The sequence below is a fragment of the Hymenobacter chitinivorans DSM 11115 genome, from assembly GCF_002797555.1.
Taxonomy (GTDB): domain Bacteria; phylum Bacteroidota; class Bacteroidia; order Cytophagales; family Hymenobacteraceae; genus Hymenobacter; species Hymenobacter chitinivorans.
Genome location: NZ_PGFA01000001.1, coordinates 2,931,779 through 2,958,588, shown reverse-complemented (window position 1 = coordinate 2,958,588; position 26,810 = coordinate 2,931,779). Strand labels below are relative to the sequence as shown.

At 61.5% G+C, this 26,810-nt stretch carries 18 protein-coding genes and 1 tRNA gene; 11 read left to right on the top strand and 8 right to left on the bottom strand.

The genetic code is table 11. The features are described from left to right. Positions 1–164: 164 nt before the first annotated feature. Positions 165–4,913: a T9SS type B sorting domain-containing protein gene (locus CLV45_RS12445; protein WP_157807453.1), complete on the bottom strand. Its 4,749-nt coding sequence runs from the start codon at positions 4,911–4,913 to the stop codon at positions 165–167. A gap of 76 nt (positions 4,914–4,989) precedes the next feature. Beyond that, positions 4,990–7,218 (bottom strand): GEVED domain-containing protein, encoded by a 2,229-nt coding sequence (locus CLV45_RS12440; protein ID WP_100336673.1) that lies wholly within the window; start codon positions 7,216–7,218, stop codon positions 4,990–4,992. A 191-nt stretch (positions 7,219–7,409) separates the two neighbouring features. On the opposite strand from CLV45_RS12440, the gene CLV45_RS12435 reads away from it, so the two are divergent. Continuing rightward, positions 7,410–8,216, top strand: a complete 807-nt coding sequence (locus CLV45_RS12435) for an SDR family oxidoreductase (RefSeq protein WP_100336672.1) — start codon at positions 7,410–7,412, stop codon at positions 8,214–8,216. 79 nt (positions 8,217–8,295) lie between these two features. On the opposite strand, the gene CLV45_RS12430 is transcribed toward CLV45_RS12435, so the two are convergent. Further along, a complete protein-coding gene (locus tag CLV45_RS12430) occupies positions 8,296–8,970 on the bottom strand; it encodes a tetratricopeptide repeat protein (protein ID WP_157807452.1) in 675 nt (224 codons plus the stop codon). A 113-nt stretch (positions 8,971–9,083) separates the two neighbouring features. On the opposite strand from CLV45_RS12430, the gene CLV45_RS12425 reads away from it, so the two are divergent. The 3 genes from CLV45_RS12425 (at position 9,084) to asnA (ending at position 11,669) form a co-directional block, all read left to right on the top strand. Then, a tRNA-Lys gene (locus tag CLV45_RS12425) sits at positions 9,084–9,159 on the top strand. A 362-nt stretch (positions 9,160–9,521) separates the two neighbouring features. Beyond that, a complete protein-coding gene (locus CLV45_RS12420) occupies positions 9,522–10,232 on the top strand; it encodes a PD-(D/E)XK nuclease-like domain-containing protein (protein WP_100336670.1) in 711 nt (236 codons plus the stop codon). A 396-nt stretch (positions 10,233–10,628) separates the two neighbouring features. Then, entirely contained in the window at positions 10,629–11,669 is a 1,041-nt protein-coding gene (gene asnA, locus CLV45_RS12415; protein WP_100336669.1) for an aspartate--ammonia ligase, read from the top strand. A gap of 147 nt (positions 11,670–11,816) precedes the next feature. Here asnA and CLV45_RS24960 read toward each other — a convergent pair whose 3' ends face one another. From CLV45_RS24960 to CLV45_RS12395, 4 genes are all read right to left on the bottom strand, one after another. After that, positions 11,817–13,661 carry an endo-1,4-beta-xylanase gene (locus tag CLV45_RS24960; protein WP_157807451.1) on the bottom strand — a complete coding sequence of 615 codons (1,845 nt, stop codon included), beginning with the start codon at positions 13,659–13,661 and terminating at the stop codon, positions 11,817–11,819. 532 nt (positions 13,662–14,193) lie between these two features. After that, positions 14,194–15,204 carry a zinc dependent phospholipase C family protein gene (locus tag CLV45_RS12405; RefSeq protein WP_100336668.1) on the bottom strand — a complete coding sequence of 337 codons (1,011 nt, stop codon included), beginning with the start codon at positions 15,202–15,204 and terminating at the stop codon, positions 14,194–14,196. Positions 15,205–15,457: 253 nt separating this feature from the next. Beyond that, entirely contained in the window at positions 15,458–16,765 is a 1,308-nt protein-coding gene (locus CLV45_RS12400; RefSeq protein ID WP_100336667.1) for a flavin monoamine oxidase family protein, read from the bottom strand. A gap of 25 nt (positions 16,766–16,790) precedes the next feature. Next, positions 16,791–20,036, bottom strand: coding sequence for an AsmA-like C-terminal region-containing protein (locus CLV45_RS12395; protein WP_157807450.1), 3,246 nt, complete (start codon positions 20,034–20,036; stop codon positions 16,791–16,793). An 865-nt stretch (positions 20,037–20,901) separates the two neighbouring features. Between CLV45_RS12395 and CLV45_RS12390 the strand changes: the two genes are divergently transcribed. The 7 genes from CLV45_RS12390 to CLV45_RS12360 all read left to right on the top strand — a co-directional run bounded on the left by CLV45_RS12390 (position 20,902) and on the right by CLV45_RS12360 (position 26,105). Further along, positions 20,902–21,657 (top strand): hypothetical protein, encoded by a 756-nt coding sequence (locus CLV45_RS12390; RefSeq protein WP_100336665.1) that lies wholly within the window; start codon positions 20,902–20,904, stop codon positions 21,655–21,657. Positions 21,658–21,756: 99 nt separating this feature from the next. Further along, positions 21,757–22,308, top strand: coding sequence for an SdpA family antimicrobial peptide system protein (locus tag CLV45_RS12385; protein WP_100336664.1), 552 nt, complete (start codon positions 21,757–21,759; stop codon positions 22,306–22,308). Next, the gene (locus CLV45_RS12380) at positions 22,305–23,267 is read left to right on the top strand and encodes a sporulation-delaying protein SdpB family protein (RefSeq protein WP_100336663.1); all 963 of its coding nucleotides are present in this window, start codon (positions 22,305–22,307) and stop codon (positions 23,265–23,267) included. Before CLV45_RS12385 ends, CLV45_RS12380 begins: the two co-directional genes overlap by 4 nt. 109 nt (positions 23,268–23,376) lie before the next feature. After that, positions 23,377–23,619, top strand: a complete 243-nt coding sequence (locus tag CLV45_RS12375; protein ID WP_100336662.1) for a hypothetical protein — start codon at positions 23,377–23,379, stop codon at positions 23,617–23,619. 261 nt (positions 23,620–23,880) lie between these two features. After that, entirely contained in the window at positions 23,881–24,465 is a 585-nt protein-coding gene (locus CLV45_RS12370; protein WP_100336661.1) for a hypothetical protein, read from the top strand. A gap of 203 nt (positions 24,466–24,668) precedes the next feature. Further along, complete coding sequence (locus tag CLV45_RS12365) at positions 24,669–25,472, top strand: SDR family NAD(P)-dependent oxidoreductase (RefSeq protein ID WP_100336660.1); 804 nt, start codon at positions 24,669–24,671, stop codon at positions 25,470–25,472. Between the two features lie 234 nt (positions 25,473–25,706). Next, the gene (locus tag CLV45_RS12360; RefSeq protein ID WP_170061849.1) at positions 25,707–26,105 is read left to right on the top strand and encodes a cupin domain-containing protein; all 399 of its coding nucleotides are present in this window, start codon (positions 25,707–25,709) and stop codon (positions 26,103–26,105) included. A 93-nt stretch (positions 26,106–26,198) separates the two neighbouring features. Here CLV45_RS12360 and CLV45_RS12355 read toward each other — a convergent pair whose 3' ends face one another. Continuing rightward, positions 26,199–26,723: a DinB family protein gene (locus CLV45_RS12355; RefSeq protein WP_100336658.1), complete on the bottom strand. Its 525-nt coding sequence runs from the start codon at positions 26,721–26,723 to the stop codon at positions 26,199–26,201. Positions 26,724–26,810 lie beyond the last annotated feature (87 nt).

The window sequence follows — 26,810 nt, the reverse complement described above, 5'->3', positions numbered from 1 at the left end:
CGCCATACGGGTCGTTCTGGCACGCGAACTACAAAGTTCGCGCTACTAAGTGGCGGGCCGGGATAAAATGAGAAAAGGCGGCCTACGACGGGCCGCCTTTTCAGGAACGAGTAATAGAGGCGGTGCTGGGTAGCCGACCAGGCCCGCCGTGCTATTCCGTGGTCCTACTTCACGACTTCAAACCAGCCCTTGTAGGACTTGCCGTTGGAGAGCTTGAGCAGGTAGTAATACACGCCGGCGGGCTGACTTTCGGCCTGCCAGTCGTTGTTATAGCGCGAAGTCTGGTACACTTCCTTGCCCCAGCGGTTGAAGAAACTCATTGAGTAGCCCGAGTAGAGGTCGATGTTGCGGATGGTAAAGGCGTCGTTGATGTGGTCGTTGTTGGGGGTAATGATGTTGTAGAACACCAGGTCGTTGGTGAAGTTGACGCAGGCATCGTTCGACGAGGCCGTAATGGCCGGGTTTTGGGCACTGACGGCCACCACGCGGAAACACTGGTCGAAGCCGGCCGAGCTGCTGGGGAATTCCCGGTCGAGGGTGGTGCCGGGCAAGGTGGTGAGGAGTTGGGTGCTCCCATTATCGGCCGCCCGGAAGAGCTGGTACTCCTTGACTTCAAAGCCCTTGTAGGCATTCCAGCTCACCTTCACGCTGCCTTCCCGGCGGCCGTCCTGGCTGCCTTCGGTGGCCAGGGCCTGGGTCCGGATGGTGGTGTGCTCCTGGCTGGCCAGGGTGGTACCGCAGTTGTTGAGCAGCTCCAGGCGGTAGTCGTAGGCCCTGGCGTCGGGGTCTACGGTGGTATCGGTGTAGCTCCCGGCCGAGTTGGCTACGCTGCCCACCGTTGCAAAGGCCGCCGTGGTGCCCGCCTCGCGCCGCAGTACCCGCACCTGGTTGGTGTTGCTGGTCGGATTGACGACCACAAAGCCAATCGAAATGCTTCGGTCGTCGGTAGTCACGGAGGCCGTCCGCAGCCCCACGCCCACATTGTCGGGCCGCACGGTAAGAGCCGCCACCGGCCCCGCGCAGCCGAAACGGGAGCTTTCCGTCACGGCTACGGTCCGGTCCTCGGCGCCCGCCGTGAAGTTTACGGTAATGGCGTTGGTACCATTGCCGCTGGCAATAGTGCCGCCCGTGACCGTCCAGGCGTAGGTTGAGCCCGCCGTATTGAGCACCGCATACTGTTGGGGTGCGAAGCCAGCGCCGTTGGGCCCGGGGCAGATGCTGGCCGGACCGGCAATGGTAACGGCCGCGGGCCGCGGATCGACGGTAAACTGCTTGGTAAATACCGGGCCGGCGCAGGCGCTGGCGTTGGTTTCCTGGGCCGTGAGCTTGTAGGTGCCGGCCGTGGGCGTGGCCAAGGTCACGGTATTGCCCGAGCTGGCTACCGGGGCTCCTTCCAGGGTAAAGGCATAGCTGGAGCTCACCGCGCCGGGCAGCGAGAAGCTGACCGTGCCCCCGGCGCACACCCGGTCGGGACCGGCAAGGGTCAGGTTGGCGGCCGGTGAGGGCAGAATAGTCACCGCCAGGGGTTTGCTCTGGCCGAAGCAAGTGACGGCGCCGCCCTGGGGGGTGCTGGTTTCGGTCACGAGGATGGTACCGGTGCCGGGGCCGTTCCACTGCACCTGCACCGTGCCGGGGCCGGTGCCGACTTGGGTGCCGCCCGTAATCTGCCAGGCGTAGATGGAGCCCGTCGTGGGGGCCACCGAGTAAGTGTTGGGGCCATTGGCCAAGCACACGCTGGTCGGGCCCTTGGGGGTTTCGGTGTCGAGGCGCTGGTTGATGGCGACTGGGAAGCTCGTCGGATCGGCGTCGCACTGGAACTGGTTGCGGGCCACGGCCTGCACGCTGGCGTTGGCATTAGCCCCACCCCAGTTCACGGTAATGCTGGCCGTGCCGTCGCCGCCGGTAATGGTGCCGCCCACCACCGTCCAGCGGTACTCGGTGCTGCGCGGGTTCAGGATGCTGTACACCACGCCCTGGATGGTGGGGCAGACGGAGGCCGCGCCCTGAATGTTGTCGACCCGGGGGCGGGGGGTAATGGTCACCACCACCTGGTCGGTCTGGGAGCAGCCCTCGGCGGTAGTAGCCGTGACGGTGTAGGTGCGGGTAACGGGGCTCTGAGTAGTGTTTACGGCCGTCAACTCGGGCCGGGTGGCAGTGGCGCTGCTCAGGCCCGTGGCCGGGCTCCACTGATAGGTATAGCCCGTCAGCGCCGCCGTGCCCAGGGTTACTTTGCGCCCGTCGCACAGGGCGGCATCCGGACCGGCATTGGCCACGGCCGCCGGGTTCAGGGTCACTACGACGACGTCGGTAGCCGTGCAGCCTTCGGCGGTAGTAGCCGTCAGGGTGTAGGTGAACTGCTGGGCTGCCGTGCCGGTGTTCGTGAGCAAAAACGTCGGCTGGGCCGCCGAGGTGCTGCTCAGGCCCGTGGCCGGGCTCCACTGGTAGGTGTAGCCCGTCAGCGCCGCCGTGCCCAGCGTCGTGCTTTCCCCCGAGCAGGCCGCCACATCCGCGCCAGCGTTGGCCACAGCCGCCGGATTCACAGTTACCGCCACCGTTTTGGCATCGGTGCAGCCTTTATCAGTCGTAACGCGCAGGGTGTAGGTTGTGGTAATAGGGGCCGAAGTCGTGTTGGTCAGCGTCACGGTCGGGGCCAGGACCGTGGTGCTGCTCAGGCCCGTGGCCGGGCTCCACTGGTACGTGCTGCCGGCCACGGCGCTGGCCGGATTACCGAGCTGGGCTGAGCCGCCCGAACAAAATGCCTTACTGGTACCGGCATCGGCCACGGCCGCCGGGTTGAGGGTTACTACGATGACGTCGGTAGCCGTGCAGCCTTCGGCGGTAGTAGCCGTCAGGGTGTAGGTGAACTGCTGGGCTGTCGTGCCGGTGTTCGTGAGCAAAAACGTCGGCTGGGCCGCCGAGGTGCTGCTCAGGCCCGTGGCCGGGCTCCACTGGTAGGTGTAGCCCGTCAGCGCCGCCGTGCCCAGCGTCGTGCTTTCCCCCGAGCAGGCCGTCACGTCCGCGCCAGCGTTGGCCACGGCGGCCGGATTCACGGTTACGGTCACTTGGCGGGAAGTCGTGCAGATGCCATCCGTGCTGGTCACGGTGTAGGTTGTGGTCTGGGTGGGCGCCACGGTAAGCGTCGGGCCGGTAATGGGTTGGCTGCCGCCGGTCCAGGTGTAGGACACGCCGCCGCTGGCCGTCAGGGTGGTGGAAGCACCCCGGCAAATGGCGGCACTGGTGGGCGTTACGGCCAAGCCGCTGCCCGGCCGGATGTCCACGTCCCGCGTAACCGAGTCGGAGGGGCAACCCAGGGCCGAGATGCCCTGCAGGGTGAGGTGGCCAGTGCCCGTAGCGTTCCAGCGCACCTGCACCGAGCGGCCGGCGTTAGAACCCTGAATTAAGCCGCCGCGCACTTTCCACTGGTAGGACGCCGGGGTGGGGCCCGTTGCGGAGTAGGTGCTGGCCTGGCTTTGGTCGCAGATGATGTTGTCGCCGTCGATGCCGGTGGGGCCGGCGGCGCGGTTTACCCGGATCTGAAAGACCTCCGCTACGCTCTTGGCCCCGCAGGCCTGGTCGGTAGCCGTTACCACCACGTCGTACAGGGTGCTGCGTCCGTTGCCGCAGCGCGAGTTGAAGCTAAACTGGCCACTGACGCTCCCGCCCGCGCCCGTTATGGTGACGCTGCCGGTGGGGTTGCCCAACTGCACGACGCCCTGGCTGCCGCCGAAGCTGGCATCGTAGGCGCCGGGACCATCGAGCAGCACGCTGTTTACTTTCAGACTAACGGCGTTACCGTCGGGGTCGGTGGCGGCCAAATTGAAGTTCAGCGCTTCCCCCTCCTCAATGGTAAAGACCTTGTTGGCCAGCGTGGCGGCCGTAAACTGCGGGGAGCGGTTGGGCTGGCAGGTGCGGGAAACCAACTGAATTTCGCGCCTGGTTGAGCCAATGAGCACCTCGTTGCCATTGATTCGGCGGAACTCCTTGACTTCGACGGCCACCACGAAGCGGCCCTGCTGGGTGGTGGCGTAGCGGCTCAGGCCCGTGCTGGCGTTCAGAAAAGCGTAGTTGCCCACTCCGTTGCCAAACGGGGCCGTGGCCGAATAGCCGGCAATGTAGGTAACGCTGGGCGGGGGGGGCGTAAAAGTGGTAATGGAGACGTTATTGCTAATGTTGTAAGGCGTGCTGAAGCTGTAAATCAGCCGGTCCCCGTCCAGGTCCACCGCGTTGTTGACCACGATGCTGGTATCGCCCTGGCAGATGACCACCACGGCCGTATCCGAGAAGGTGGGCGAGCTGTTGGGCAGCAGCGGGGGCGCCATGTCCATGTAGATAGTTTGGTTCTGGTTGTCGGGCTGCTGCAGGTTGTTGATGGAGCGGTTGCGGGTGCCATCCGTATACACCACGTAGTACCCATCGAACGAGACGGGCAGTTCCACGATGGTCTCGTAGCGGCACAGGCGCACCGGGGGCGGTGGGCCGCCGGGCAGGGTGCAGCCCCCGGGCAGGGGCGGAGTAATCGAAGGGTTAGAAACCCGGGGCAGCCGGTACGAACCCTGGGGCTGTACCTCCGCCTGCGACGGTCGGCCGGTACAGGTTACCTGGTTGCAGGTGAAGTTCTGCGCCACTTGCCCACTGTTGAGGCGGGCGCCGTTCTGCTTGTTGTAAATATTGACAAAGATGTTGCAGCGCCCATCGGGCACGTTCGAAGCGTCCGTCGAGGCGGTGTTGCACTCCCAGTTGATGTAAAGCAGCACCGTAATCCGGTACCGAAAGGGCGTGCCGGGCGCGCCGTTGGCGTCCAGGTACTTGTAGCTCATCTCCCCGCCTACCAAGTGGGAGGCGGCAGCCGGCGCCGCACCCAGGCCAAGCACAAAAAGCAGGAGCAGCAAGCCGCGTAGTAAAAGTGTTTGCATGTCAATGGGTGGGTAAAAGCGCGTAGCCCGCTACCGGGTAGCGGGCTAGTGCAGGGTAGGACGGGCAGAAAAAACGTTACTGGCGCTCCACGCGGCGCACCGCCGAGTGGCCCGCCGCATCGGTCAGGCGAATCAGGTACAGGCCCCGGGGCAGGGTCGTCAGGTCCAGGTCAGCATCGGCGGCCGGGTGCAGGCGCCGCGTGGTCGTCAGCAACTGGGCGCCTAGCACGTTGTGCACTGAGATGGTGTAGAAGCCTGCCGCCGCGGCATCGGCCAGCCGCAGGTGGAGCTGCCCGCTGGGCGTGGGGTTAGGAAAAATACTTAGCGCCGGCAGCTGCTGGGCCTCAGCCGTGCTGCTTATCACCTCGAGGCGCACCGAATAGTCCTCGGTTTCGGAGTTGGGCTGGTTGAGCACGCAGGCCTGGGGCTGGTTGCCGTTAGCCCGCATCTGCACCCGCATGCGGGTGAAGCCCAGCACGCTGGCGTTGTTCGGAATTGTAAACGCGCTGGCTGAAACCTGGGCCGAAGTGGCATTGATCAGCAGCTCACTGGTTTCAAATATGCCATTACGGTTCAAATCCAGCCACATGGAGGTCGTCCGCTGAAAGTTCTGGTTGGTGGTAGTCGCCAGCGTGTAGCTCTGACCCAGGCGCAACCCAATCGTTTGGCTGATATAGTTGCCGTAGCCCGAGGCATCAGCCCCCGACGGGTTGCTGAAGCCCACGGCCGGCCCCGTTACCGACACGTTGGTCAGCCACACGTTAGCATTCTGGCCGGTTGAGGCGCAGTAAGCCACGCAAGGCACCGATACGGTCAGGTAGCTGGCTCGCGTCAGCGTGTGCTGGCCGAAGACATTGGTGGCCGTTAGCGTCACGGAGTAGGTTCCCGAGGCCAGGTACTGGTGCGAAGGGTTTTGGGCCGTGCTGGTGGTGTTGTCGCCGAAGTCCCAGCGCCAGGCCGTCGGCGAGTTCTGGCTCTGGTCGGTAAACTGCACCGGATTTACGCAGGTAGTCGGCACGTAGCTGGAAGTGAAGGCGGCTACCGGCGGTTTGGTGTTGGCCAGCACCGTCACGGTGTAGTCTTCGGCCTGGCCCAACTGGGGGTCGGCGCAGGGGCTGGCCGGCGCGCCCACAAAATCGGATAGTATGCGCAGGCGCAGCGGCTGACCCTTCACGGCGGAAGTAGGAATGGTTATCGTACCGCTGGGGTTGGTGCGGTTCAGGGCCTGGTACAGCAGCTCGCCCGAGGCAAAGCTGCCGTCGTTGTTCAAGTCGAGCCATATCCGCGTGTCCTGGGGGTTGCTGGGGCCCGTTGTTACGTTCAGGGTGTACGTATTGCCCTCGGTGAGCTGCACCCGGCTAGTGCAGGTAAAGTCCTCGTAGCCGGCTTGGCCGTTGGCGGAAGCATTGCTCAGGGAGCCCAGCGTAAACTGGGTGATGCCGTAGCCGCAGCAGTAGGCCGAGGTGTTGGGAGTGCAGCTGGCCGCTACCGGCACGGCCGCATCGTAGACAATATAGTTGCTCCGGGTCCGCCCATTGGTCCCGGCCGCGTTGGTCGCAGTCAGCGTCACACTGTAGGTGCCCGGGCTGGCGTAGCAGTGCCGCGGACTCTGGGCCGTGCTAGTGGTGTTGTCGCCGAAGTCCCAGCGCCAGGCCGTCGGCGAATTCTGGCTCTGGTCGGTAAACTGCACGCAGCCCGAGCACGTCAGGGTTTGGTCGGCCACGAACTCCGCTACCGGCGGGGTAGTATTGGCGCTGGCTACCACCGTATAGTCCTCCGTTTGGGAGTACAGTGGCGTCGAGCAGGGCATGGGGTAGGGCGAGTTGGCGTAGTCGGCCGCCACCCGCAGGCGCAGGCGGGTATTCAGGGTGGTGCCCACGGGCAGGCGCACGGTGCCGGTATGGACTTTCTTGGCGTTTGAGCTGAAGACTAGCTCCGTAGTACTATTTAGCGTGCCGTCGTTGTTGAGGTCAATCCAGACCCGCACGTTCTCGTCGGTGTTGGTATTGGTCCGGATGCTGAGGGCGTAGTCGGTGCCCTCGGTTAGGGCGGTGGCCAGGGTGCAGGAGTAGTCCCGGTAGCCGTCCTGCACCCCGTTGGTGGTGTTGTTGATGCTGCCCAGCGTCACGTTCAGAATGCCCATTCCAAAGGCGTAACTGCTGCTCGGGGCCGAGCCCGGCGTGCAGGCCGAAGCTGCCGCCGGGCACTGAGCCCGGGCGGGGGGCGCCAGTAGCAGTCCCCCGGCCAACAGCAAATACCCGTTCAAAATTGGCGTCCAGCGCCACGCGCGTAGAGTTCTTATCATACAATCGACCGGAAATGAAAGCTAATCCCCGCTCCTAAATATAACGAGTAAATCCTATTTCTGAAATACTGGTGCCGGGGTCTGGCAGCCAAAAACAGTCGGCGAAAAAGTGGCGTAAAGCCTGTAAAAAGCCGTAGTTTTGGCCCGTGCCGGCTCCTGTTTTGGCCGGCAATCATCCAATTTATAGCAACATGAAAGGAAAAGTGGTGCTCATCACGGGTGCTACCTCGGGCATCGGCCGGGCCTGCGCCCTGGTATTTGGCCAGGCCGGCGCCCAGGTCGTAATCACCGGGCGCGACGAAGCCCGCCTGGCTGCCACCCGTCAGGAACTCGAGCAGCAGCATATCGCCTGCCACGCCGTGCGCGCCGATGTGGGCGTAGAAGCCGATTCCGAGCGGGCCGTAGCCGAAACCATCACCGCCTTTGGCCGCCTCGATGTGCTGATCAACAACGCTGGTATTTCCATGCGGGCGATGTTTCAGGATGCCGACCTGGGCGTAATCCAGCGGCTGATGCAAACCAATTTCTTCGGTACGGTCTACACCACCAAGTTTGCCCTGCCCCACCTCTTAGCTTCCAAAGGCTCCATTGTGGGTATTTCCAGCATTGCCGGCTACCGCGGCCTGCCGGGCCGCACGGGGTATTCGGCCTCCAAGTTTGCCATGCAGGGGTTTCTGGAAGCGTTACGCACCGAGTTGCTGCCCCAGGGAGTGCACGTGCTGGTAGCCTGCCCGGGCTTTACCGCTTCCAATATCCGGCAGACGGCCCTGGCCGCCGACGGTTCCGCCCAGGGCGAGTCGCCGCGCGACGAAGGCCAGATGATGACCAGCGAGGAAGTCGCCCACCACTTGCTGCGGGCTGTGCAGCAGCGCCGCCGCGACCTGGTGCTCACGGCTCAGGGCAAGCTGACCGTGTTCCTGAATAAGTGGCTGCCCGGTTTGGCCGACCGCCTGGTGCTTAATCATTTCCGCAAGGAAGAAGGCTCGCCGGTGAAGTAACGGTGGCCACTGTGAGCAGGCCCAAAAAAGCCCCGTCGCTACGAGCGACGGGGCTTTTTTGAGGTGACTAGCCAGTCCATTAATCAACCAGTAATACGTCGTTGCGGCGAATAAATGCGTCGCGGTTCCGCCACTCTACCCGGTACCAAATGTCCTGTTGGTCGCGCACTAGTAGCCGGTCGCCGGCCCGGGCGGTGGTTAGCCAGGCGGCGCCGGCACTGGGTCCGCCCATCAGGGCCGCATGCGGCCGGGCCACCAGCCCAATCGTGCTGGGGCGCAAAAAATTCAGGTAAAACCCTACCCCCAGCAAATACAGGCCGTAGCTCAGCCACAAAAACCGGCTGGCGCGGTGGCGCACCAGCAGAAATACCCCCGCCAGCACCGCCCCGAGCAGCAGCCCCTGCAGGCCAGTATAGTAATAGCGGCGGAACGTTATCAGCAACTTGGTTTTCCAGGTATCCGGGTAGCCTGCCAGACGGTAGCTCTGGGCTAGTTCCGTCATTTTGCGCCAAGTTGCGTACGTCGGATGCCGGCGGTGGGCCAGGCTCAGGTAGTACAAGGCCGCCGGATAATGCCCCAGGCCTTCCTGAATATAGGCCATGCGCAGCAACACGCGCGGGGAGGTGAGCCCCCGCCGCAGCTCCTGGCGGTACAGCGGATAAGCTGCCTCGTACTGATTCCGGAAAAACAGGGAGTCGGCCCGGCTAATTGCGGGACTAATATTCTGACTGCAAACCGGTTGAAGTCCTGACAAGACAAACAGTAAAAAAAATAGAGCGTTTTTAAGCAAGGCGTTTGGAAGTTTAAGGGGATGCTTCTACTTTTGCATCCGCAATCAGGGAAGAGAGTTCCCGAGTGCAAATAAACGATTCTGTAGCTCAGCTGGTAGAGCAGTACACTTTTAATGTACGGGTCCTGGGTTCGAATCCCAGCGGGATCACCAAAACCCTTCTTGCAATTTGCAGGGAGGGTTTTTTGTTGTGTGGCAACAGTAGGAGCATAGGTGTAGTGGCCATACTTTGGGGCCGGTCGGCGGGCAAAAGCCGATTTTGGCTAATACGGAAATAAGGCTGCTGAGCGGGTAATCGGTTTCCCTATTCCGGGTAACGACAGCCGTTACGCCGCTGTTCGATCTGCGTACCCAACTCACCTACGTCATACTGGTCCCAATGGTGCCACCCGCGCCGTAGGCAGTAGCTAGGCACAGAATTTTACTATTGGCCGCGGCCCAAACCGGCCCGCCGACTATAAAATATCGTAGAGCTAGCGGGACAATGTGCTGTTTCCCGTTGTTATCTACTTTCTATGCCGACAACCGACTCCTTTCGCCGCCCCGATCTGCTGCGCCTGCCCTACGACGATTACCGCGCCCTGCCCGCCATTGCTAACTCCGACCTCTCGCGGCTGCGCGACGCGCTGAACGGCCGCTACCAGAAACCCTCGTCCATGAACGGGGCTCTGGGCCTGGGCACAGCCTTTCACACGGCCCTGCTGGAGCCCGAACTCTACCAGGCCGGACAGCCCGGCATCAACGACTCACTGATTTGGTGGATGGTGGAAGGCGTGAAGCTCGACCCTTACCTGCACGATTTGCTGGTGCGCGGCACGCCCGAGCCCAGTTGCATCTTTACCGAGCCCACCACCGATACCGTCTGCAAGCTGCGCGCCGACCTGGTGGCCCCCGACACTGACCGGGGCTATACCATCATCGACTTCAAAACCACCATGGCCCGCGACTACAGCCACTTTCTGGCCCAGTGCAGCGGCTACGACTACGACCGGCAGGCCGCCTTCTACCTCGATGCCCTGCGCGCCGACCGGTTTCTGCTCGTGGGGGTGCAAAAGGCTGAGCCCTTCAGCTTGTTTACGGTGGAAGTACCGGCTTATATGCTGGAAGAAGGGCGGGCCAAGTACCTGCGGCTGCTGCAGTTTCTGCAGCCCGGCGCCGAGGTGCCCAGCTACCTCACCGAAGCCGTGCGCGATGTGCGCGAAGGCCGCACGAGCGACTCAGAATAGCTGTTTTTACGGGCTAACGCACGTTCGTAAGTAATTAAGCGGCGAAAAAATAACACGTTGTTTTTTCAGGCAATGTTTGGAAGTGTAAATTATTGTTTCCTATTTGGCAACGCAAAGACAATAGCGCAAGCCATGCAATTCTTCAATAACGTGCGTTTCAATAATAACTCGAACAATAATTTGTTCCGGGATTGGAAGGCCGTTGTTCACATATAGGAAAAAGAACAACTTGTTTAAAAAGCCTTCCGAATGACGGGAGGCTTTTTTTTTGCCTTTACCACCCGCTAGGAAATTTCCCGGAACTCAAAAAACTGCCTTCGGGGCGGACGGCTTCTTATTGCCTTTTTCGTCCCAATTCACGCTGCCAAACCTTCACTTCATAACCCTTCTACCCGTATGGAAACCGTTCTGCAAACCCCAACCCGCGCCCTGACGCCCGCCGCGCTACTCAAAACCGAAGAGGCCATCGGCTTCGTCAAAGATGCCTTCGTCCGGGAACTGAGCCGCGAGTTGCACCTAGTGAAAGTGTCCGCGCCCATTGCCGTGCTCGACGGTACTGGCATCAACGACGATTTGAACGGCATTGAGCGGCCCGTGCACTTCCCCATCAAGGCCCTGGATGAGCGCCGCGCCGTGGTGGTGCACTCCCTGGCCAAGTGGAAGCGCCTGCGCTTGCAGGAGCTGGGCATCGAAGCCGGTAAGGGCCTGCTGACCGACATGCGCGCCCTGCGCCCCGACGAAGACTATTCGCCCATTCACTCAATTTACGTGGATCAGTGGGACTGGGAAAAGCACATTACGGCCGAGCAGCGCACGATTTCCTACCTCAAAGCCACCGTGGAGAAAATCTACGGGGCCCTGCAAGCCGTGGAGCAGCAGGTCAGTGCGCAGTACCCCGAAATTGAGCCGGTGCTGCCCCCGGCCATTACTTTCCTCTACGCCGAGGAGCTGCTGCAGCGCTACCCCGATCTGACGCCCAAGCAGCGCGAGCACGAGGCCGCCAAGGAGTACGGCGCCATCTTCCTGATCGGCATCGGTGGGGAACTGAGCCACGGCGAAATCCACGACGGCCGCGCCCCCGACTACGACGACTGGAGCACCCCCAACGAAGCCGGCTACTACGGACTCAACGGCGACATCGTGCTTTGGCACCCGATCCTGGAAACGGCCTTCGAGGTGTCGTCAATGGGCATTCGGGTGGATAAGGCGGCCCTCACGCGCCAACTCGAGCTGCGCGGCTGCCCCGAGCGCCAGGACCTGCACTTCCACAGCCTGCTGCTCCAGGACGCGCTGCCGCAGAGCATCGGCGGCGGCATCGGCCAGTCGCGGGTGTGCATGTTTATGCTGCGCAAAGCCCATATCGGCGAAGTGCAAGTCAGTATCTGGCCCGAGGCTGTGCGCCAGGAGTTAGCCGCCAGTGGAATTGAGTTGCTGTAAGTAGCTGACTAAATAAAAAAGGAATAGCCGTGTAAATTATTTACACGGCTATTCCTGTTGCTGATTACTTCGTGTTTCTATTTAAGGGAATCGAATAAATTTAATTAACACTTAAGTTAATAGTTAATTAAGAAATGCCGCAGCTATTTATTGCACAATAAGCTTTTTCGAGGACACCGTTTGCCCGCTGATTAGCTGCACCACGTACAGGCCAGGCCGTACATTGAGTTGCATCTGCACCGCGGGTTGGTTCCGGAGCGTCACTTCCTGCACCAGCTGCCCGCGCACGTCGAGCACGCGCACGGTGTTCAGATGGGCGGTGCCACGTAGCGTAAACTGCCCGTTAGCCGCCGGGTTGGGAGCGAGGCTCACAACTGCGTCGTCGGTTTTGGTCGTGCCCAGCACGGTGGTCTTCACGTAGCTTTTGAGCCACACCATGGCCGAGCGTTCCGAGTTGTCGTCGTTGACCAAAAAGGCGCCTTGGGTCGTGCGCCAGTGCCCGGGACGGTAGCCCCACATGGTCACGCCCTTCACGGCCGGGTGCAGCCAGAATACGGGGAACACACGCTGGTATTCGGCCAGCTGCACGGCGTCGTCCAGCTGGTTTTGGGCATTCACGCCGTCAATATCGAGCTCGGTGATGTAGAGCGGCAGGCCCGCCGAAGCCAGTGTGTTCAGGTTGGTAGTCAAGTCGGCGGCGGGCAGGCCCCGGGTCGAAAAGGCGTGGCCCTGAATGCCGACCACGTCAATCAGGTTGCGGGCCTTGAGCAGGTTGATAATGCCGAGGTAGCGCTGGGCGCTGGCGGCCGAATTTTCCACGCTGTAGTCGTTCATCATCAGCTTGGTGGTCGGGAAATACTGGCGCGCGAGCTGGAAGGAGGTAATCACCCAGTCCCAGCCGGTAGTGCCGCTGCCGCCGAGCGCTTCGAGGTAGTTGCCGCCGCCGCTGCTCGGGCCCGGGGGCTGGTGGGTGGGCTCGTTCACTACTTCCAGAAAGTCGATGGCGGGGTAGCGCTGGGCCACGGCGGCGTACCACTGCTTGATTTCGGCCAGCTGCTCGGCGGCGGGCAACGTCGCAATCCAGGTGGGCTGCTGACTGCCCCAGGTCAGCACATGCATGCGGAAGGGGTAGCCGTTATCCTTCGCCAGCTTGTAGGCCGCGTCCAGCTCGGTCCAGTTCATCACGTCCCGGGTGGCTTCGACCGAGCCCCACTTGCCGGCATTTTCGGGAACCACCTGGTTCCAGTAGGCCGAGAAGTTGGGCAGCTGCGGGGTGCTGTACACGCCGCCCAGAAACTTGGGCTTGCCCGTGGCCATAGGTGGCCCCACCGGCGTGAAGGGTGGGGGTGGCGGATTCACCGAGCCTTGCTGCCCGTTGTCGAGGTTGTTGACGGTGAAATACAGGCCCGTTTGCCCAAATATTACTTTATCGATATCAAAACCATCCTCCCGGGCTCCGAGCTGGAAGGTTTGAGTGAGGCTACCGGCGGCCACGGTAAAGGAAATCGGGGTTTCGGCGCCGCCAATCTTGGACATGTTCACCCACTTCCAGACGTTGTTCTGGGCCGAGCCAGCCCCGTCCACAACCTGGGTGCCGGTGGTGTAGCCCACGCCGGCCACCTGGTTGATGGTAATCCAGTCGTTGTCGTCAGTGGGCGACTTTGTGCCGAAGCCGTTGCCGTAGTAGAAGCTGTCGTCGTTGGCCGTGGCCGCGCCCACCCGCACCCGGGCGTAGAGGTCGTAGGTGCCCGGGCCGGGGAAGGTGACGCTGTAGGTAATGACCCGGGCGGCCGTGCCGGGGTTCTGGCTGGCAATGGTAGCCGTGGGCACTACCGTGACGTAGGTGACGCCGGCGGCGGTAGGCGTGGTCCAGTCGGCGCCCAGAGTGCCGGCTTCGGCTTGCAGCGGCACGGGCGCGTTTTGGGCGGAAGTGCCCGTGAGGCCGGCCAGGAATAAGGCCGCCGAAAGCAGACAGGGTCGGGGTGTAATCATGAAAAAGGGATGGGAAATTGGTGAGAAGGAATCAGGTCGGGAGAATCGTAAAAATGCTATTTAACCGCTCTCCGGTGCTAAAAATAGGCTAGGGTAGGGCTCAGGCAATCAGCTGAAAAGCACGAGATTGGCAGAAAAACTATGCAACCGTTTGTGATAGGGCATCGGGAACGGTTGTGATAGTTGAAGCCGCTGAAAATATTTTACTGCACCAGTAGTAAGCACACACTCACCTAAGGCGCGTTGCGGAATATTCGATAATAAGCGGAGCAATTTCTGCGTGCTAAGGGCCGCGTTTGACTCCACGTAAAAGCCCTTTGTCAGCAACTTTTAAAGCGCTTTGTCATGTTGGCATGAGCCGTAGTGGGGCAGGAGAGGAAGATCCTTCAGCTTTGCCTCCGCGGGACAAGAAAAGCGGGAGTGGCCCCGGCTTCTCTGGACCACGTTGCGGATTTTGCCGGACGCAAAAAAGCCTGTCCCGGCCGGCGTACTGCGGCAGAAACAGGCTTGTAGAAGCGGAAACCTCTGGGGCTTAGAACTCCATGAAGGAAGAGAAATCGACCAGCTTGCCCGACTGGAGCAGCTTGAGCTCGTCCTTCAGGTTGCTTTGGCTGCTCTTGGTCGTGTACTCGGTGTCGAGCTTGGTCAGGTCGGGCTTGCCGGCGTTTACCCAGGCCGTGTACCAGAAGTTGGCGGCGGCCTGCGCGGCCGTGCGCAGCTGCCGCTCTTCCATGTGCCGGAGCGAGTTGTGGAAGCTTTCGGTGTAGGCGGCCGTGCGCACGTTGCTGTTGAACACGTTCTTTTTGGGCTGCCCCTGGGCGTTCATCTCGTACATGTTGGTGGGGCCCACCTCGGTCTGCAGCTTTTTCTCGATGGTCAGCAGCGTGTCGGCCGCGGCGTGGCTCTGGGCAATCAGGCGCCAGGCTTCGGCCACCGGGTCCTGAATCAGCTGGGGCTCCTTGAGCTTGAAGTTGTAGGTTTTACCAAACTTCTCCACCATTTGCGACTCGTAGAAGGCGTGGACACCCTTTTGGCCGGTGAGCTGGCCGTCGTGGTTAGAGGAGGTGTGCAGGGGCTGGGTGGCGTCGCCGAGGTAGTGGGCCAGGTCGGCGGCAATGAAGAGGATGTCTTCCTTGCGGCCGTTTTTCATGGCCTGGGTTAGTTTGCCCTGCATGTCCTGAATAAACCAGGGCAGGCGGCCATTTTTGTCGAGAAAAGCCGGCTCATACTTGGCGTAAGCTTCCTGCGAGGCCTGGGGAATCTGGCTCATCTCCCCGTAGTTTTCCAAGTCGATAAAGTGGCGCGGACCCTCGGCTTTGTCGCTGAGCGTGTACTTGCGCAAGTCGGGCACTACCGACTCCTGCACCATAAAGTCGACGTGGTTGTAGAAGAAGGTGCGCAGGGCCGGCGGCAAGGCCAGCACGGCGGCGCGGTTGATGCGCTCATGCCCCCAGGTGCCCCAGGCGAAGAGGATGGAGGGCGTAATCAGAAACAGGGCCGTGACGGAAAGCCAGCGGCGGGCACGACGATAAAAGTGCTGCATTGCGGTGGAAAATGACTAGAGACAAGACGGCAAATGTGGGGGCTTTGGCGCCAAGAAAAAAGTCCGGCCCCCGGAAAAGTCCCGGCCCGGCCGAAGACGTTTTAAATGTTCAATTGCGGCTGGCCTGACTACCATTACGGTTTCGGAGCCCGTCCCCCGCTGCTTAGCCGGTACGCCGGTCCGTCACAAAAACTGCCGCCGCGCCAAAAGTTGTGACAGCCTAGGCTGCTGACCCAGCGGGGACGGCCCCGGACTAGGCTAACGCCTGGAGCAGCTGCCGCGCTACCTGCTGCCCGCTGTGCAGGGCCGCTTCCACCGTGCCCATGGCCGGCCCGGCGTACAGGCCTTCCCCGGCAAAAAACAAGGTGTCTTCCACCGGTGCGGCCAGTAGCTGCCGGGCCGCGGCCGAACCTACCGTGGCGTAGGCGTAAGCGCCGCGGGCAAACGGGTCGGCGCCCCAGTTAACCACCCGCTGGGCCACGAGTTGGGTGCGAAGAAAGTCGGGGGAAGTGCCCAGCAGGTAAGCCAGGGCCGTCAGGCTTAGCGCCAGCACCTGCTCGTCGGGCGCGGCGCGGAGCTGGTCGGCGGCGGGGCCGGCCAGCCAGCCGGTGAGCAGGGGCCGGGAGCTGGGCTGCTGGCTCCACCAGGTGGGCACGGCGGCGTCGGAAAACAGAAAGCCCAGCCCCGGCAGGGCGTGGCGCACTTCGCCCGATTCCTGCTCCCAGAAAGCAGTTTGGAATTCGAGCATAACCTTGATGACCGGCCCAAAGCCCAGCTCGGCCACGGCCTGGCGCTGAGCCGGTAGTTCGGGGGCAAAAGCTACGTGGCCCGGCTCTTCGGAGGCGGCCTGCAGCACGCCCAGAGGCAGCGTAATAAGCACCCGCGGCGCCTCGTAGCGGCGGTTGCCGTTGCAGCCGATACTCACGCGGCTCCGTTGCCAGCGGATGTGCTCTACCACGGTGTTAAGCTGAATAACGGCGCCGGCAGCCTGCGCTTCGCCGGCCAGGTGGTCGAGCAGGGGGCCGTAGCCGCCCTCGGGCCGGGGCGAGTCTTCGGCCCCGCCGCCGGCCCACTCCTCGCGCAGGGCAAACGAGCTGGCCCGGCGGGCGTCGGCGGCATCGTAGCCCTCAGCAAAGCCGGTGATGGTGGCGCGCAGCGCCCGGTACTCGTCGCCGGAGAAGTATTGAGTCAGGAAGTCGGCCAGGGGCAGGTCGTGGGGCAGGGCGTCGAGCTTTTCCAGCAGCTGGGGCATGTCTTCCAGGAAGCTTTCGGCCACCGAGACCCGGCCCTGGTGCACTTCGTAGGTGGTGCCTTCGGTGTCGTGGCAGGCCGTGCCGGTGGCGGCGAGCAGCTCCCGGGTCAGGGGCACCGGGCCGTGCAGAAACTCAGCCCCGGCCTCGGTGAGGCCGCTGAAGCCGCCCCCAGTGAAGGTGTGAATACGGCCGCCAAGGCGGCTGCGGGCTTCCAGCACCAGCACGCGGCGGCCGGCCTGGGCTAGCTCCCGGGCGGCCAGCAGGCCCGCGGCCCCCGCGCCGATAATGATGATGTCGGGTTCAATCATGGATTAATAGATAAGGATCAGGACTTCAGCGGACCATATTGACGGTGCTGTCGAGGCCCTGGGTGATGAGCAGCTGGCGGAACTGCTGGCGCAGAATGGCCTGCTGCTGGCGTTGTTCGTTGCCTTTAAACAAGCGCACGGAGTAGCGGCTGGCCGGGGTGAGGCGCTGCAAATTCACGTAGGTGAGGCGGTGGTTGGGGCGGCGCAGGGGCTCACTCTGCTGAATTCGCTCGATGCGCTTCTCGTTGTCGCCAAACAGGGCCTGCATGGGGTTGAGGCCGATGTAGAGGTTGGCCCGGCCGTTGAGGAAGTAGCTGCCGCTGATTTGCATGTTGCTCAGGTTGCTGTTCAGGTTCAGGTCCGGAATCAGCACCTGCCCGCGGTTGAGGCCAAACTCGCTGCTGAAGGGTTCAAAAAACAGGTGGCCGGTGCGCTCCTCGCGCATAAATTTCAGCGCCTGGCTCAGGGCCTCCACGTTGAGCAGCTCCAGGTCGCGCATGGCGGCCCGCACGTAGCCCACGGTTTGGTCGAGGCGGGGCAGAAAGGTCGAGTCCAGGTCGGTGCGCAGGTCGGCCGCGCAGCGCATACTGCCCCGCACGTTGTCCTGGTCGGGCAGGGTGAGGCCAATGGCTAAGCCGGCGGCAAACAGGTCGGGCAGCTCCACGTCCTGCAGCCGCATCTGCACCTGCAGCGGGTGGTGCTGGCGGTTGACGTTGAGCAGCATGTGGCCCTGCAGGTCAACCAAGCCCCGAAACGCGCGCAACGAGCATTTGTCGACCCGGGCCACCCCGTCGCGCAGGTGCGACACCAGCTCGAAGCTCCGGCCCCGCACGGCGCTGTAGTTGACCCGGTCGGCCTGCACGTGCACCACAGCCTGCAGTACGCCGTTGGTAAGAATGGAACCGGCCGCCTGCTGCTGCCGGCGCGCCCGGCGCTCGGCCCGGCGGGCCAGGCGCAGCACCGGCACGGGCACCGACTTATCCTCGGGGTTGAGGCTGGCCAGCAGCTGCAGCAGGCGCTGCACGTCCAGATCCTGGTAGTGTAGGTTCAGGTCGACGTCGGCGGCGGTGAGGTGAATGCCCTTGATCTGGACCACGGCCGAGGCGTGGCCCGACCCCCCGCGGGTGGTGGAAAAATCCAGAGCCGGCAGGCGCAGTTCCGAGCCGGTCTTGACGAGCTGCAAGTGCAGGTTTTGCAGGTTTTCCTTGGCGTCGAGCTGCACTGTGGTCATGTCGCAGCTCAGCGTGCCGTTGGCGGCCAGCAGCAGCTCGCGCAGGGCCGGGCTGGCCGGGGCCTGGGCCGAGCGGCGCGGGGGCCGGGCCAGGCGGGCCATCAGGCGGCGGTAGTTTACCGTGTCGTAATGCATATCGAGGGCAAACTGAATGGGCGCTACCTGCTGCAGCGTGTCGGTGGGCCATGACACTTGGCCCCGCATTTGGGCGCCCCACACCCGGGCCGTCAGGTGTTGCAGCTCTACCCGCTGGCCATCGTGCAGCACCGTCACGCCCACCTGCTCCACGGTGTCGGCCGGCAGCACCAGGCGGGCGCAGCGCAAGCCCACGTGCAGGCGCACGCCAGGCGGAATCAGGCTGCCGCCCAGGGTGGCTATTTTCGTGGAGGCGGCCTGGGCCCGCTGCCGGGCCAGCAGGCGAGTAGCCGCCGCCGAAGGCCGCAGCAGCTCCCGCAGGCGCTGTACGCGCAGCTCATCCACGGCAAAGTTGCCGGTTACCTGCATCGTAAGCTGCTGCCCGGTCAGGTAGTCAAACAAGTGAGTAGTGGTGGCGCTGGCCTCAAACCGCATGTGGTCCAGCACCCCCGAGGCCCGGGACAGAGTCCAGATACTGTCCCGCAAGCCCAGGCGCACGTTCAGTTCCGAAAAGTCGGCGCGGCGGTCCAGCACCACGAACGAGGCGTTTTGCAGCGTTACCTGGCCCTGCACCGACAGGCTGGGCTGACTGACCACGACGGTGCCGCTGCCGTCATCGGTGGGGGGCAGCAGACCGTGCAGGCGCACGTCCATTTCGGCCGTGCCGTGGCGGGCCCGCCACTGGCCCGGGGCCACCACCACGGCCAGCTGGGGCAGCTCGGTGCGGCCCCGGAACCGCCCGCTCACGAAGGGCCGGGTGAAGTCGCGCAGGGTCAGGGCCACGTTGAGCTGCCCGGCCGACGAATACAGGCGGCAGTGCTGCACGGTGAGGGCCGTGGTTTTGAGGGTATGGGCTGCGCCGTTGTCGTAGGTGGCCTGCAAATCCCAGTGGTCGATGCGGCGCTTGGGGTCGGGCCAGCGCAGCTGGGCGCGGCGCAGGGCGAAGGTCAGCACGTTGCGGGGCCGCACGGTGGGGCCGGTCAGCCCCGAAATCGTGTAGCGGATGTGGGCTTTACTCGGGCTGCGGGCCCCGGCAATGTAGGGCTCCAGGTTGGCGGGCAGGGCCGCGTGCAGCACTTCCATCAGCGGCTGCTCGCCCTCAAACTGGAAGTGCAGGCGGGTGCCGGGCTGATTGGCCACCGTTTGGTGGGTGCCCCGGATGCGGATGGTGTCGCCGTTGAGCGTGGCCCGGGTGTTGCGCAGCGTGCCCTGGCGCTTTTTGAATTCGAGCCGGTAATTTACGGTGGCCCACACCGGCTTGTGCTGAAACAACAGGCCGCGGCTGTTGCGCAGGTAGCTCAGCTCGCCGTGCAGCGTGCCCCGGGCCCGTAGCAAGCCCCGGTGGATGGAGGCCGCCAAGTGGGCCTGGCGTACTTCGGCCCCGAAGGCGCTGTGGGCAAAGTCGTTGCGGGTTTGGATGCGGAAGTTGTAGACCAGCAGCGAATCCAGGGTTAGGTCCAGGGGCGGACCGGTTCCGGTGCTGGTGTGGCGGCGCTTGCCGTGCAGGCCCCAGGTGCGCCCCAGCGAATCGACCTGCTCCCGAAACAGGACGTCGTGCACCGTGAGGCGGGTTACGCGGAACTGCTTGTACCAGAGGCGCCGCAAATCCAGGCGCAAATTGGCCCGGCCCACGCGTAGTACCTCGTGCTGCTGCCGAAACGACGTATCGGTCAGGCTGACGTGGTGAATAGAGGCCGTTAGGTGGGGAAAGTCGTGCCAGAGGGAAAAGGTAATTGTAAACGGGGCCAACACCAGCTCCGAGCGGTGGGTTACCTGCTCCCGTACCCAGGTTTCGAGGCGGCGCCGGCCGTAGTCGGTGCCCAGCAGCCACGCCAGCAGGCCCAGGGCCGCGAGTACCAGCAAGAAGACGGCCAGCAGCACGCGCCGGACAAGCAACAATTTCATAGAGACGAGCTGCTACTTCCGCATACACCGCATAATAGCATGGCTTCCTGAAAACCAAATTTACTTCCTATACGCAAACCTAGGGGATTAGCTGCCTCGGGGCGGGAGCCCCGTAGCAGCCCGGAATATAGGCTATAAGTGGCTTACCGAAAACTGGGGCAGTGCCCGCCCAAGCTGGCAGCTTGCCTGTAACCACCTGGGACTTCTGAGTTAGGTGAATGCCGGAATAACACGCTACAGATGGAGTTTGCAAAAAATAAATTATTTTTTGCAAACTCTTGCTATTGTGATTGTCGTCTCCTATGTTTGGATCAGATAACGCTACCACTACCGAATACTACTAGTTTATTTTATCTTTACTTAACCCATCTATCAATTTATCTCTCAAATTATATCTGCTATAAAATCTGCTGCTGGAGTTAATCCATGCCGGCCCCAGCCTGATTAGAAGGCTCTCCTTTTTCTACCGTACATTATCCGCCAAGTAGTCAAACTTGTGCGTGAATGATAGTGACTTGCTTTGTGAGTCATTGAAATCTTGGCTAGTAATCGGGTGCAGAGCTGAGTGTGCCGGCAAATTGACTGTTGTTCTACCGCGGGCCGGTACTCGTCAAGAAGTCGGGAACTGCTCGCTTGAGAAGAAGGTCTTATCTGTAAGCGCTACAGCAATCGGGTTGCAAACCCCGATGAGTTTAACTCTGGATTTTAGAGGATCGGTTACTAATCGCCGCCTTTAAAGCTGATAAACTACCGCGTCTTTTTATACTTAAAATATCTACCGCAAAGACTCCCCCGGGTCTTAAAGTAGAGTGTGTGTTTATTACTTTTTACTTTTTTTCTTTTTAACATTTTTAACTCATTTATCATGGTTCACTATTTCCGTAATGCCGTTTTTACCAAAGGACTGAGCGCGCTGCTGGCCACTTCTTTCCTAACTGTTAGCTGCTCGAAAGACGAGGTGGCTGCTCCCAAAAGTGAATTAAACCAAGTAGCTACCAAAGGCTATACTGGTGAGCAATTGTTCAGAGGGGTTTTGTTGCTCGAAGGCGAGGTAGCTGCCAAACTGCCCACCCTGCAGGCCTTCCGGCTGGCCCTGGAAAAAGAGCAGGCTCAAAATCCCGCGTTTGCCCAGGCCCGGGCCGAGCATAATGCTGCGGTGGTAACGGCTGTGAGTAAGCTGGATCCAGGTTATTTTGCCGAACTGCAGAAAGCCGTAGAATCCAAAAACTTCGACGCCATCAATACGGCCCTGCGCAAGGGCGGCTCGCTGATTCAGGCAGTTAAAATGACCGGCACGGGCAACAACGAAAAGGTAGCCAAGCTGCAGGAGGGCCTCAAGTCGATCAACCTGAAAAAGTATGACTTCTCCAAACAGGAGGAAGTAGCCCGCTTCATGCAGGATGCTAAAACCAAGGTTGGTATCCAAGATTCGGGTTCTGAGCAGGGCCTGCAAGACCAGGTCAGTATAGCCTGGGCCTTTGACATTGCTGTAGCCATCGAAATTGCCGCAATTGTAGTTGTTGTAATCGTGGCCGTACTCGGTGCCGACCAGGATACTTCTGCTCCTTCTTCGTTTGAGCATGAGAACCTGGTGAAGGATATTGCCTTCAACCTGGGCTAAACAATGGTATAATTCCGGGGGATAGTAAAAAGGTCTTGGTGTTCTTTCGTTAGAGTGCCAAGACCTTTTTTTAAGTTTTATAATTAGAATTATACAATTATGAAAGCGAGATATATTATTCTTTATAATAGTGTGCTGATGATCTTTGGCTTCCTATTGCTGAAGGTTGTATTCGCGGCTGCCGGACCCAATGTCACCGAGTCGTCCTTTAAGGAGAATTATAACGTAGCGACTTTCTTTCCGGAAGGCTGGGGCTTTTTCACCCGTAGTCCGCGCGGGGATAAATACGCTCTTTACAAGGTAGAGCAGTCCAACAAGTTAACGCCGGTGCATTTTAAAAATGCCGATGCCAAGAGCCTCTACGGCTTTTCGCGCAAGAGTCGCCGGATAAATATGGAAATAAGTCGGGTAGCAGCTTTGGTCAAAAAAGACAGCAGCTGGGTACGGGTAGAAGATAAGGACGAGGTAATTAGCCGAACCCAGTTTACGGAAGTCGAAATCACCCGGGCCAAAGCCGACCCCGAAAGGCTACGGTTTATTACGCCCGGCACCTATATTCTGAAGAAGTATAAGATAGCGCCCTGGTCCTGGGCCAAGTATCCGGACAATTTCAAGAAATCAGCCTACGTAACTAGCATTATACTGCAATGAAAAACGGCCTTATTCACTCGTACGTAGGCTTTCTGGATGGTCTGGCCACCCGGAAGCCCTTGTTTTTATTCGTGGCGCTGAGCCGCACTTTTCTCGCTATCGGCACGCTGATTACGCTGGTGCTGAGTGGGCCGAGCATTCTTTTTGATGAGCCTACGTTCGGGAAGCTCAGCTTTAACCCAACCCTGGAATACTTCAATATTTTTACCTACTTCGGGTTTGCGCACATCACGGTCTACTACGCCGTGTGCATTGCCGTGCTACTGGCGGTGGTTTCGGGCTTCTACCCCCGGCTGACGGGGGTGCTGCACTGGTTGGTGTCCTTCAGCCTGTTTCGCTCGGCCCAGATTCTGGAAGGTGGCGACCAGATTACGGTAATCATTACCCTGCTGCTGATTCCGGTAACGCTCGTCGACGCGAGGCCCAACCATTGGCAATTAGGTCGGGAGTACGCACTGGGCCGGGCTAATTATTTTGTTGCCAATGTATCCTGGGCCGTGATTCAGCTGCAGATGGGTGTCCTGTATTTGCAGGCCAGCGTCGAGAAAGTCTACAAGCTGGAGGAGTGGAAGAATGGTACCGCTATTTACTATTTTCTGAATGACCCCATATTTGGGTATCCGGCGTGGATGGAGCGGCTGCTGGCCTCGGCTTTGACCAATGCCTACGTCGTATCGGGCCTGACGTGGGGCACCATTCTCTTCGAAATAATTCTGGCCGGCGCCATTTTTATGCGCCCCAAAAACCGGGCGAAGCTCTTGCTGCCCGCCGTGGGCTTTCACCTGTTCATTGCGCTGGCCTTTGGCTTGGTAAGCTTCTTTTTCGCCATGGCCGGGGGCTTACTCGTGTTTTTGGCTACCAAAAAGACCGAGGCCAAACTGGCGCAGACCCTGCGTCGCCTTGTTCAGCGTTCCGGCTCGACGCCGGCCGCCGTTAGCCCCCATATGGTGGCTGCCTAGCCGATTCCGGCGGGGAGAGTTGGCGCGGGCTGCAGAAGTCAACCCAGCGGCGGTTTGTACGTTGAGAAGCTGAACAGCGCATGTTTCACCGCTTGTAACCGTAACCGCTATGGCAATTTCAACCTCCGCGCCAGCCCCAACCGCCGCCGCTCCGGATCCTAAGCAGCAAAAGCCGCAGCCGACAGCCGCCGAAGCGGCCCAGAATGACTCTGATGCCGCGGCAGCGTCGGGCAGCGCGGCCGAGCAGGAAGGCAGCGGCTTAGCAGATTCTGCGCCGGATACCGGTCAGGATTCTTCCCTGGAACTCACCGACCCGGGAGCCAGCCGCAACGACGACGCCCACCCGCTGTAAGCCGGCCGCGGGTGGTAGCGCCTCATTTTGTCCGAACTTAATCTACCGTGCGCCCCGCAAAAAGCCGCCTCCGGGATACGGCCTTTTTGCGGGGCGCACGGCTGCTTGCTGTTGGACCAGTGGCAAATAGGTACGCTAGGGGCAAAGGAGGCAAAACCAAAAAATGCAACTTTGCCCGCGGCAAGTAGGTGCAGGAGCGGGCAATAATGCGTAATCTTACCCGGTCAACACGAATTTTCCGTTTTCTGCCTAGTTCTTCCCATGACGAAATTCTCCTACCTGCCGCTGGCCGCGGTCCTGCTTTTGCTGGCCGGCTGCAACCAAACGCCGCCCGCCACCGAGCAGTCGGCTCCCGCGGAAACTGCCGCTACGCCCACTACGCCGGAGGCTGCACCGGCCGCCGATACGGCCACCGCTCCCGCGGCAGCTCCGGCTACGCCCGCCGCCGCGCCGGCTGCCAGCACCACCCAGAACCTGACCATCAGCTTTGCCTTTAAGCCCGGCGCGGCCGGCCCCGACCGTAAAACGGCCGCCCACCTCGTGGTGAAAGGCGCCAAAAACCAGGATATCGACCTGGGCCAGTTCAGCGGCAAGCCCGACGTCGTCGACAAGGAAAAAGCCAAGCTGGCCGGCTTCCCCGGCGACATGCTCATGGGCTTCCGCAGCTACGACCCCGGCTCGGGCACCAGCTATGACCTGGCCGTGATGAACGTGGGCGGCAACACGCTGCGCATCGTGCAGCGCAAGGTGGAAGAGCAGGCCGACAAAGCCCCCGAGTTCCAGACCTCGCGCGAAGTGCCGCTGCCCGCCAACTCGGTGGTGCAGGTGGCGCCGGCTAAGAAATAGCGGGCGTTACGCCCCACGCAAAAAGCCCTGACCACGGCCGTGGTCAGGGCTTTTTGCGTGGGGCTGGGTGGTGCATTGGATACGGCCGGTAAGCTGAGCAGTAAGGAGTTAGCCGGAAAAAATCCGGCTGGGGATGGAAACGCGCCGGGCCAATGGGCGTAAGCAAACGTATTGTCTGCTACCAACCTAACCTAAAAAACACTATGGCTAACGAACAGAAATTTGCCCTCGTCACGGGGGCCACGAGCGGTATTGGCTACGAGCTGGCCAAGCTCCTGGCGCAGGATAAGTACAACCTAGTTATTGTGGCCCGCAATCAGCCGGAACTGGCCAGCACAGCGGCCGAGCTGACCCAGCAATACGGCGTGCGGGTGGTGCCCCTGGCCAAGGACTTGTTTCAGCGCCAGGCTCCGTTTGAGGTCTACGAGGAAGTGAAGGCCCAAGGCATCGAGGTGGAAGTGCTGGTCAACGACGCCGGCCAGGGCCAGTACGGCGAGTTTATCGAAACCGACATCAACCGGGAATTGGACATCATCCAGCTCAACATCGGGGCCTACGTGGTGCTCACCAAGTGCTTTTTGAAGGAAATGGTGGCCCGGGGCTCGGGCAAGATTCTGCAGGTGTCGTCCATCGGCGGGGAATTGCCCGGGCCGCTGCAGTCGGTGTACCACGGCACCAAGGCCTTCGTGACGTCCTTTACCGAGGCCATCCGGGAAGAAACCAAGGATTCGGGCGTGACCATTACGGCCCTGCTGCCGGGCGTGACGGACACCGACTTCTTCCGCAAGGCCGACATGGAGCAGTCCAAGCTGGTGGCCGAGGGCAGCAAGGCCGACCCGGCCAAAGTGGCCAAGGATGGCTACGAAGCCCTGCTGGCCGGCAAGGACAAGATTGTCTCGGGCCTGAAAAACAAGGTGCAGGTGGCCATCAGCAACGTCATTCCCGATGACCTGGTGGCGGCCAACATGCACCAACAAGGCAAACCCGTGGACGACGAGAGCAAGTAGCCCCGCCGCCGTTAGATGAGCAAAGCCGGCCCTGCCCAGGGCCGGCTTTTTTCGTGGACTAGTACCCGACCTTCCCGCCTGGAGCCGGCAGTTGGCCGGGCTCAAGCGCGACTATAATTCGGACCTGGGGCTTGCGCTTTAGCTGAAAAGTCCTATATTACCCTTGCTTTTAGGCGGTTAAGGCCAGGGTTTTAATCTGTCAGTTCTATTTGTTCTACCTGTAATCCTACGCGTATGCCTACCCCAGAATCACTGCTTGGTCCGATGAAAGGTGCTACCCGCCGCGAAGTAGGCGGGGTGCAGGTGGATGTGGTTCAGACCGGGGCAGCCCGGGTGAAGCGCATCGTGTACCCGGTCGGGTTTCGGTGGTCCCGGAACCTGAAGGAAATTGTGGGCACCCCGCTGTGCATGCACGCCCACGTAGGTTTTCTGGCTGCCGGCCAGATCAACATTCAGTACGCCGACGGGGTCGTCGAGGAGTTTGTGGCCCCCCAGGCCGTGGCCATCGAGCCCGGGCACGACGGCTGGGTAGTGGGCGAGGAGCCGGCCATCCTGATTGAGTTCGACTTCGAGGGCGAAACCGTGGACCGCCTGCAGCTGCCGCTGCTGCACAGCCCCAGCGCCATTTCGTAGCGCGCCGCCATTTGTAGTAAAGAGCCGTAAAATCAAAAGCCCGTCCTGCTGCGCGTAGTGCAGCAGGACGGGCTTTTTGCGCCGGGCTCGGGCTTACCCGGGGTTGGTGGCTTCGTCGGCGGAGGGGCCGTAGATGTAGGGCACGGGCACCTCGAGCAGGCGCAAATACACGCTCAGCTGCCCGCGGTGGTGAATCAGGTGGCTGAGCAGGTGACGCACGATGTCGGCCCGGGGCTGGCTGAGCAGCACCGTGGGGCCGTGGCGCAGGGTCCAGGGCTCGGCAAAGTCTTCGGTTGTAGCGTTGCTGATGGCCTCGGCGGCACTGGCCCCGCTGGCTTCCAGCCGGGTCAGCAGCTCGGCCAGGGTGGCGGCCGGCCCGTCGTTGACGGCGTCGTACTGCTCCAGATCCAGCTCGGTGCTTTGCATGGTCATGGCAATGCCGCCGAGCAGGTCGCTGATGTGGGTGGCCAGCACGGTGAGCGTCATCGACTTGGGGTGGGGCTGCCAGCCAAACTGGGCTTCGGGCAGGCGGCTGAGCACCCGGCGGGTGAGGGCCAGTTCGTGGTCGAGTTCGGGCAGCAGGGCCTGGGCAAGGGGGGTAAGGGTGGCAGTCAGCATGGCAGAGAAAAGGTTTGGGGTGAATGATGCCTCAAACCTAGCGGCGCCCAGTGACAGCCCTATGTCAGCAGGAAACGGGTGGGTGCA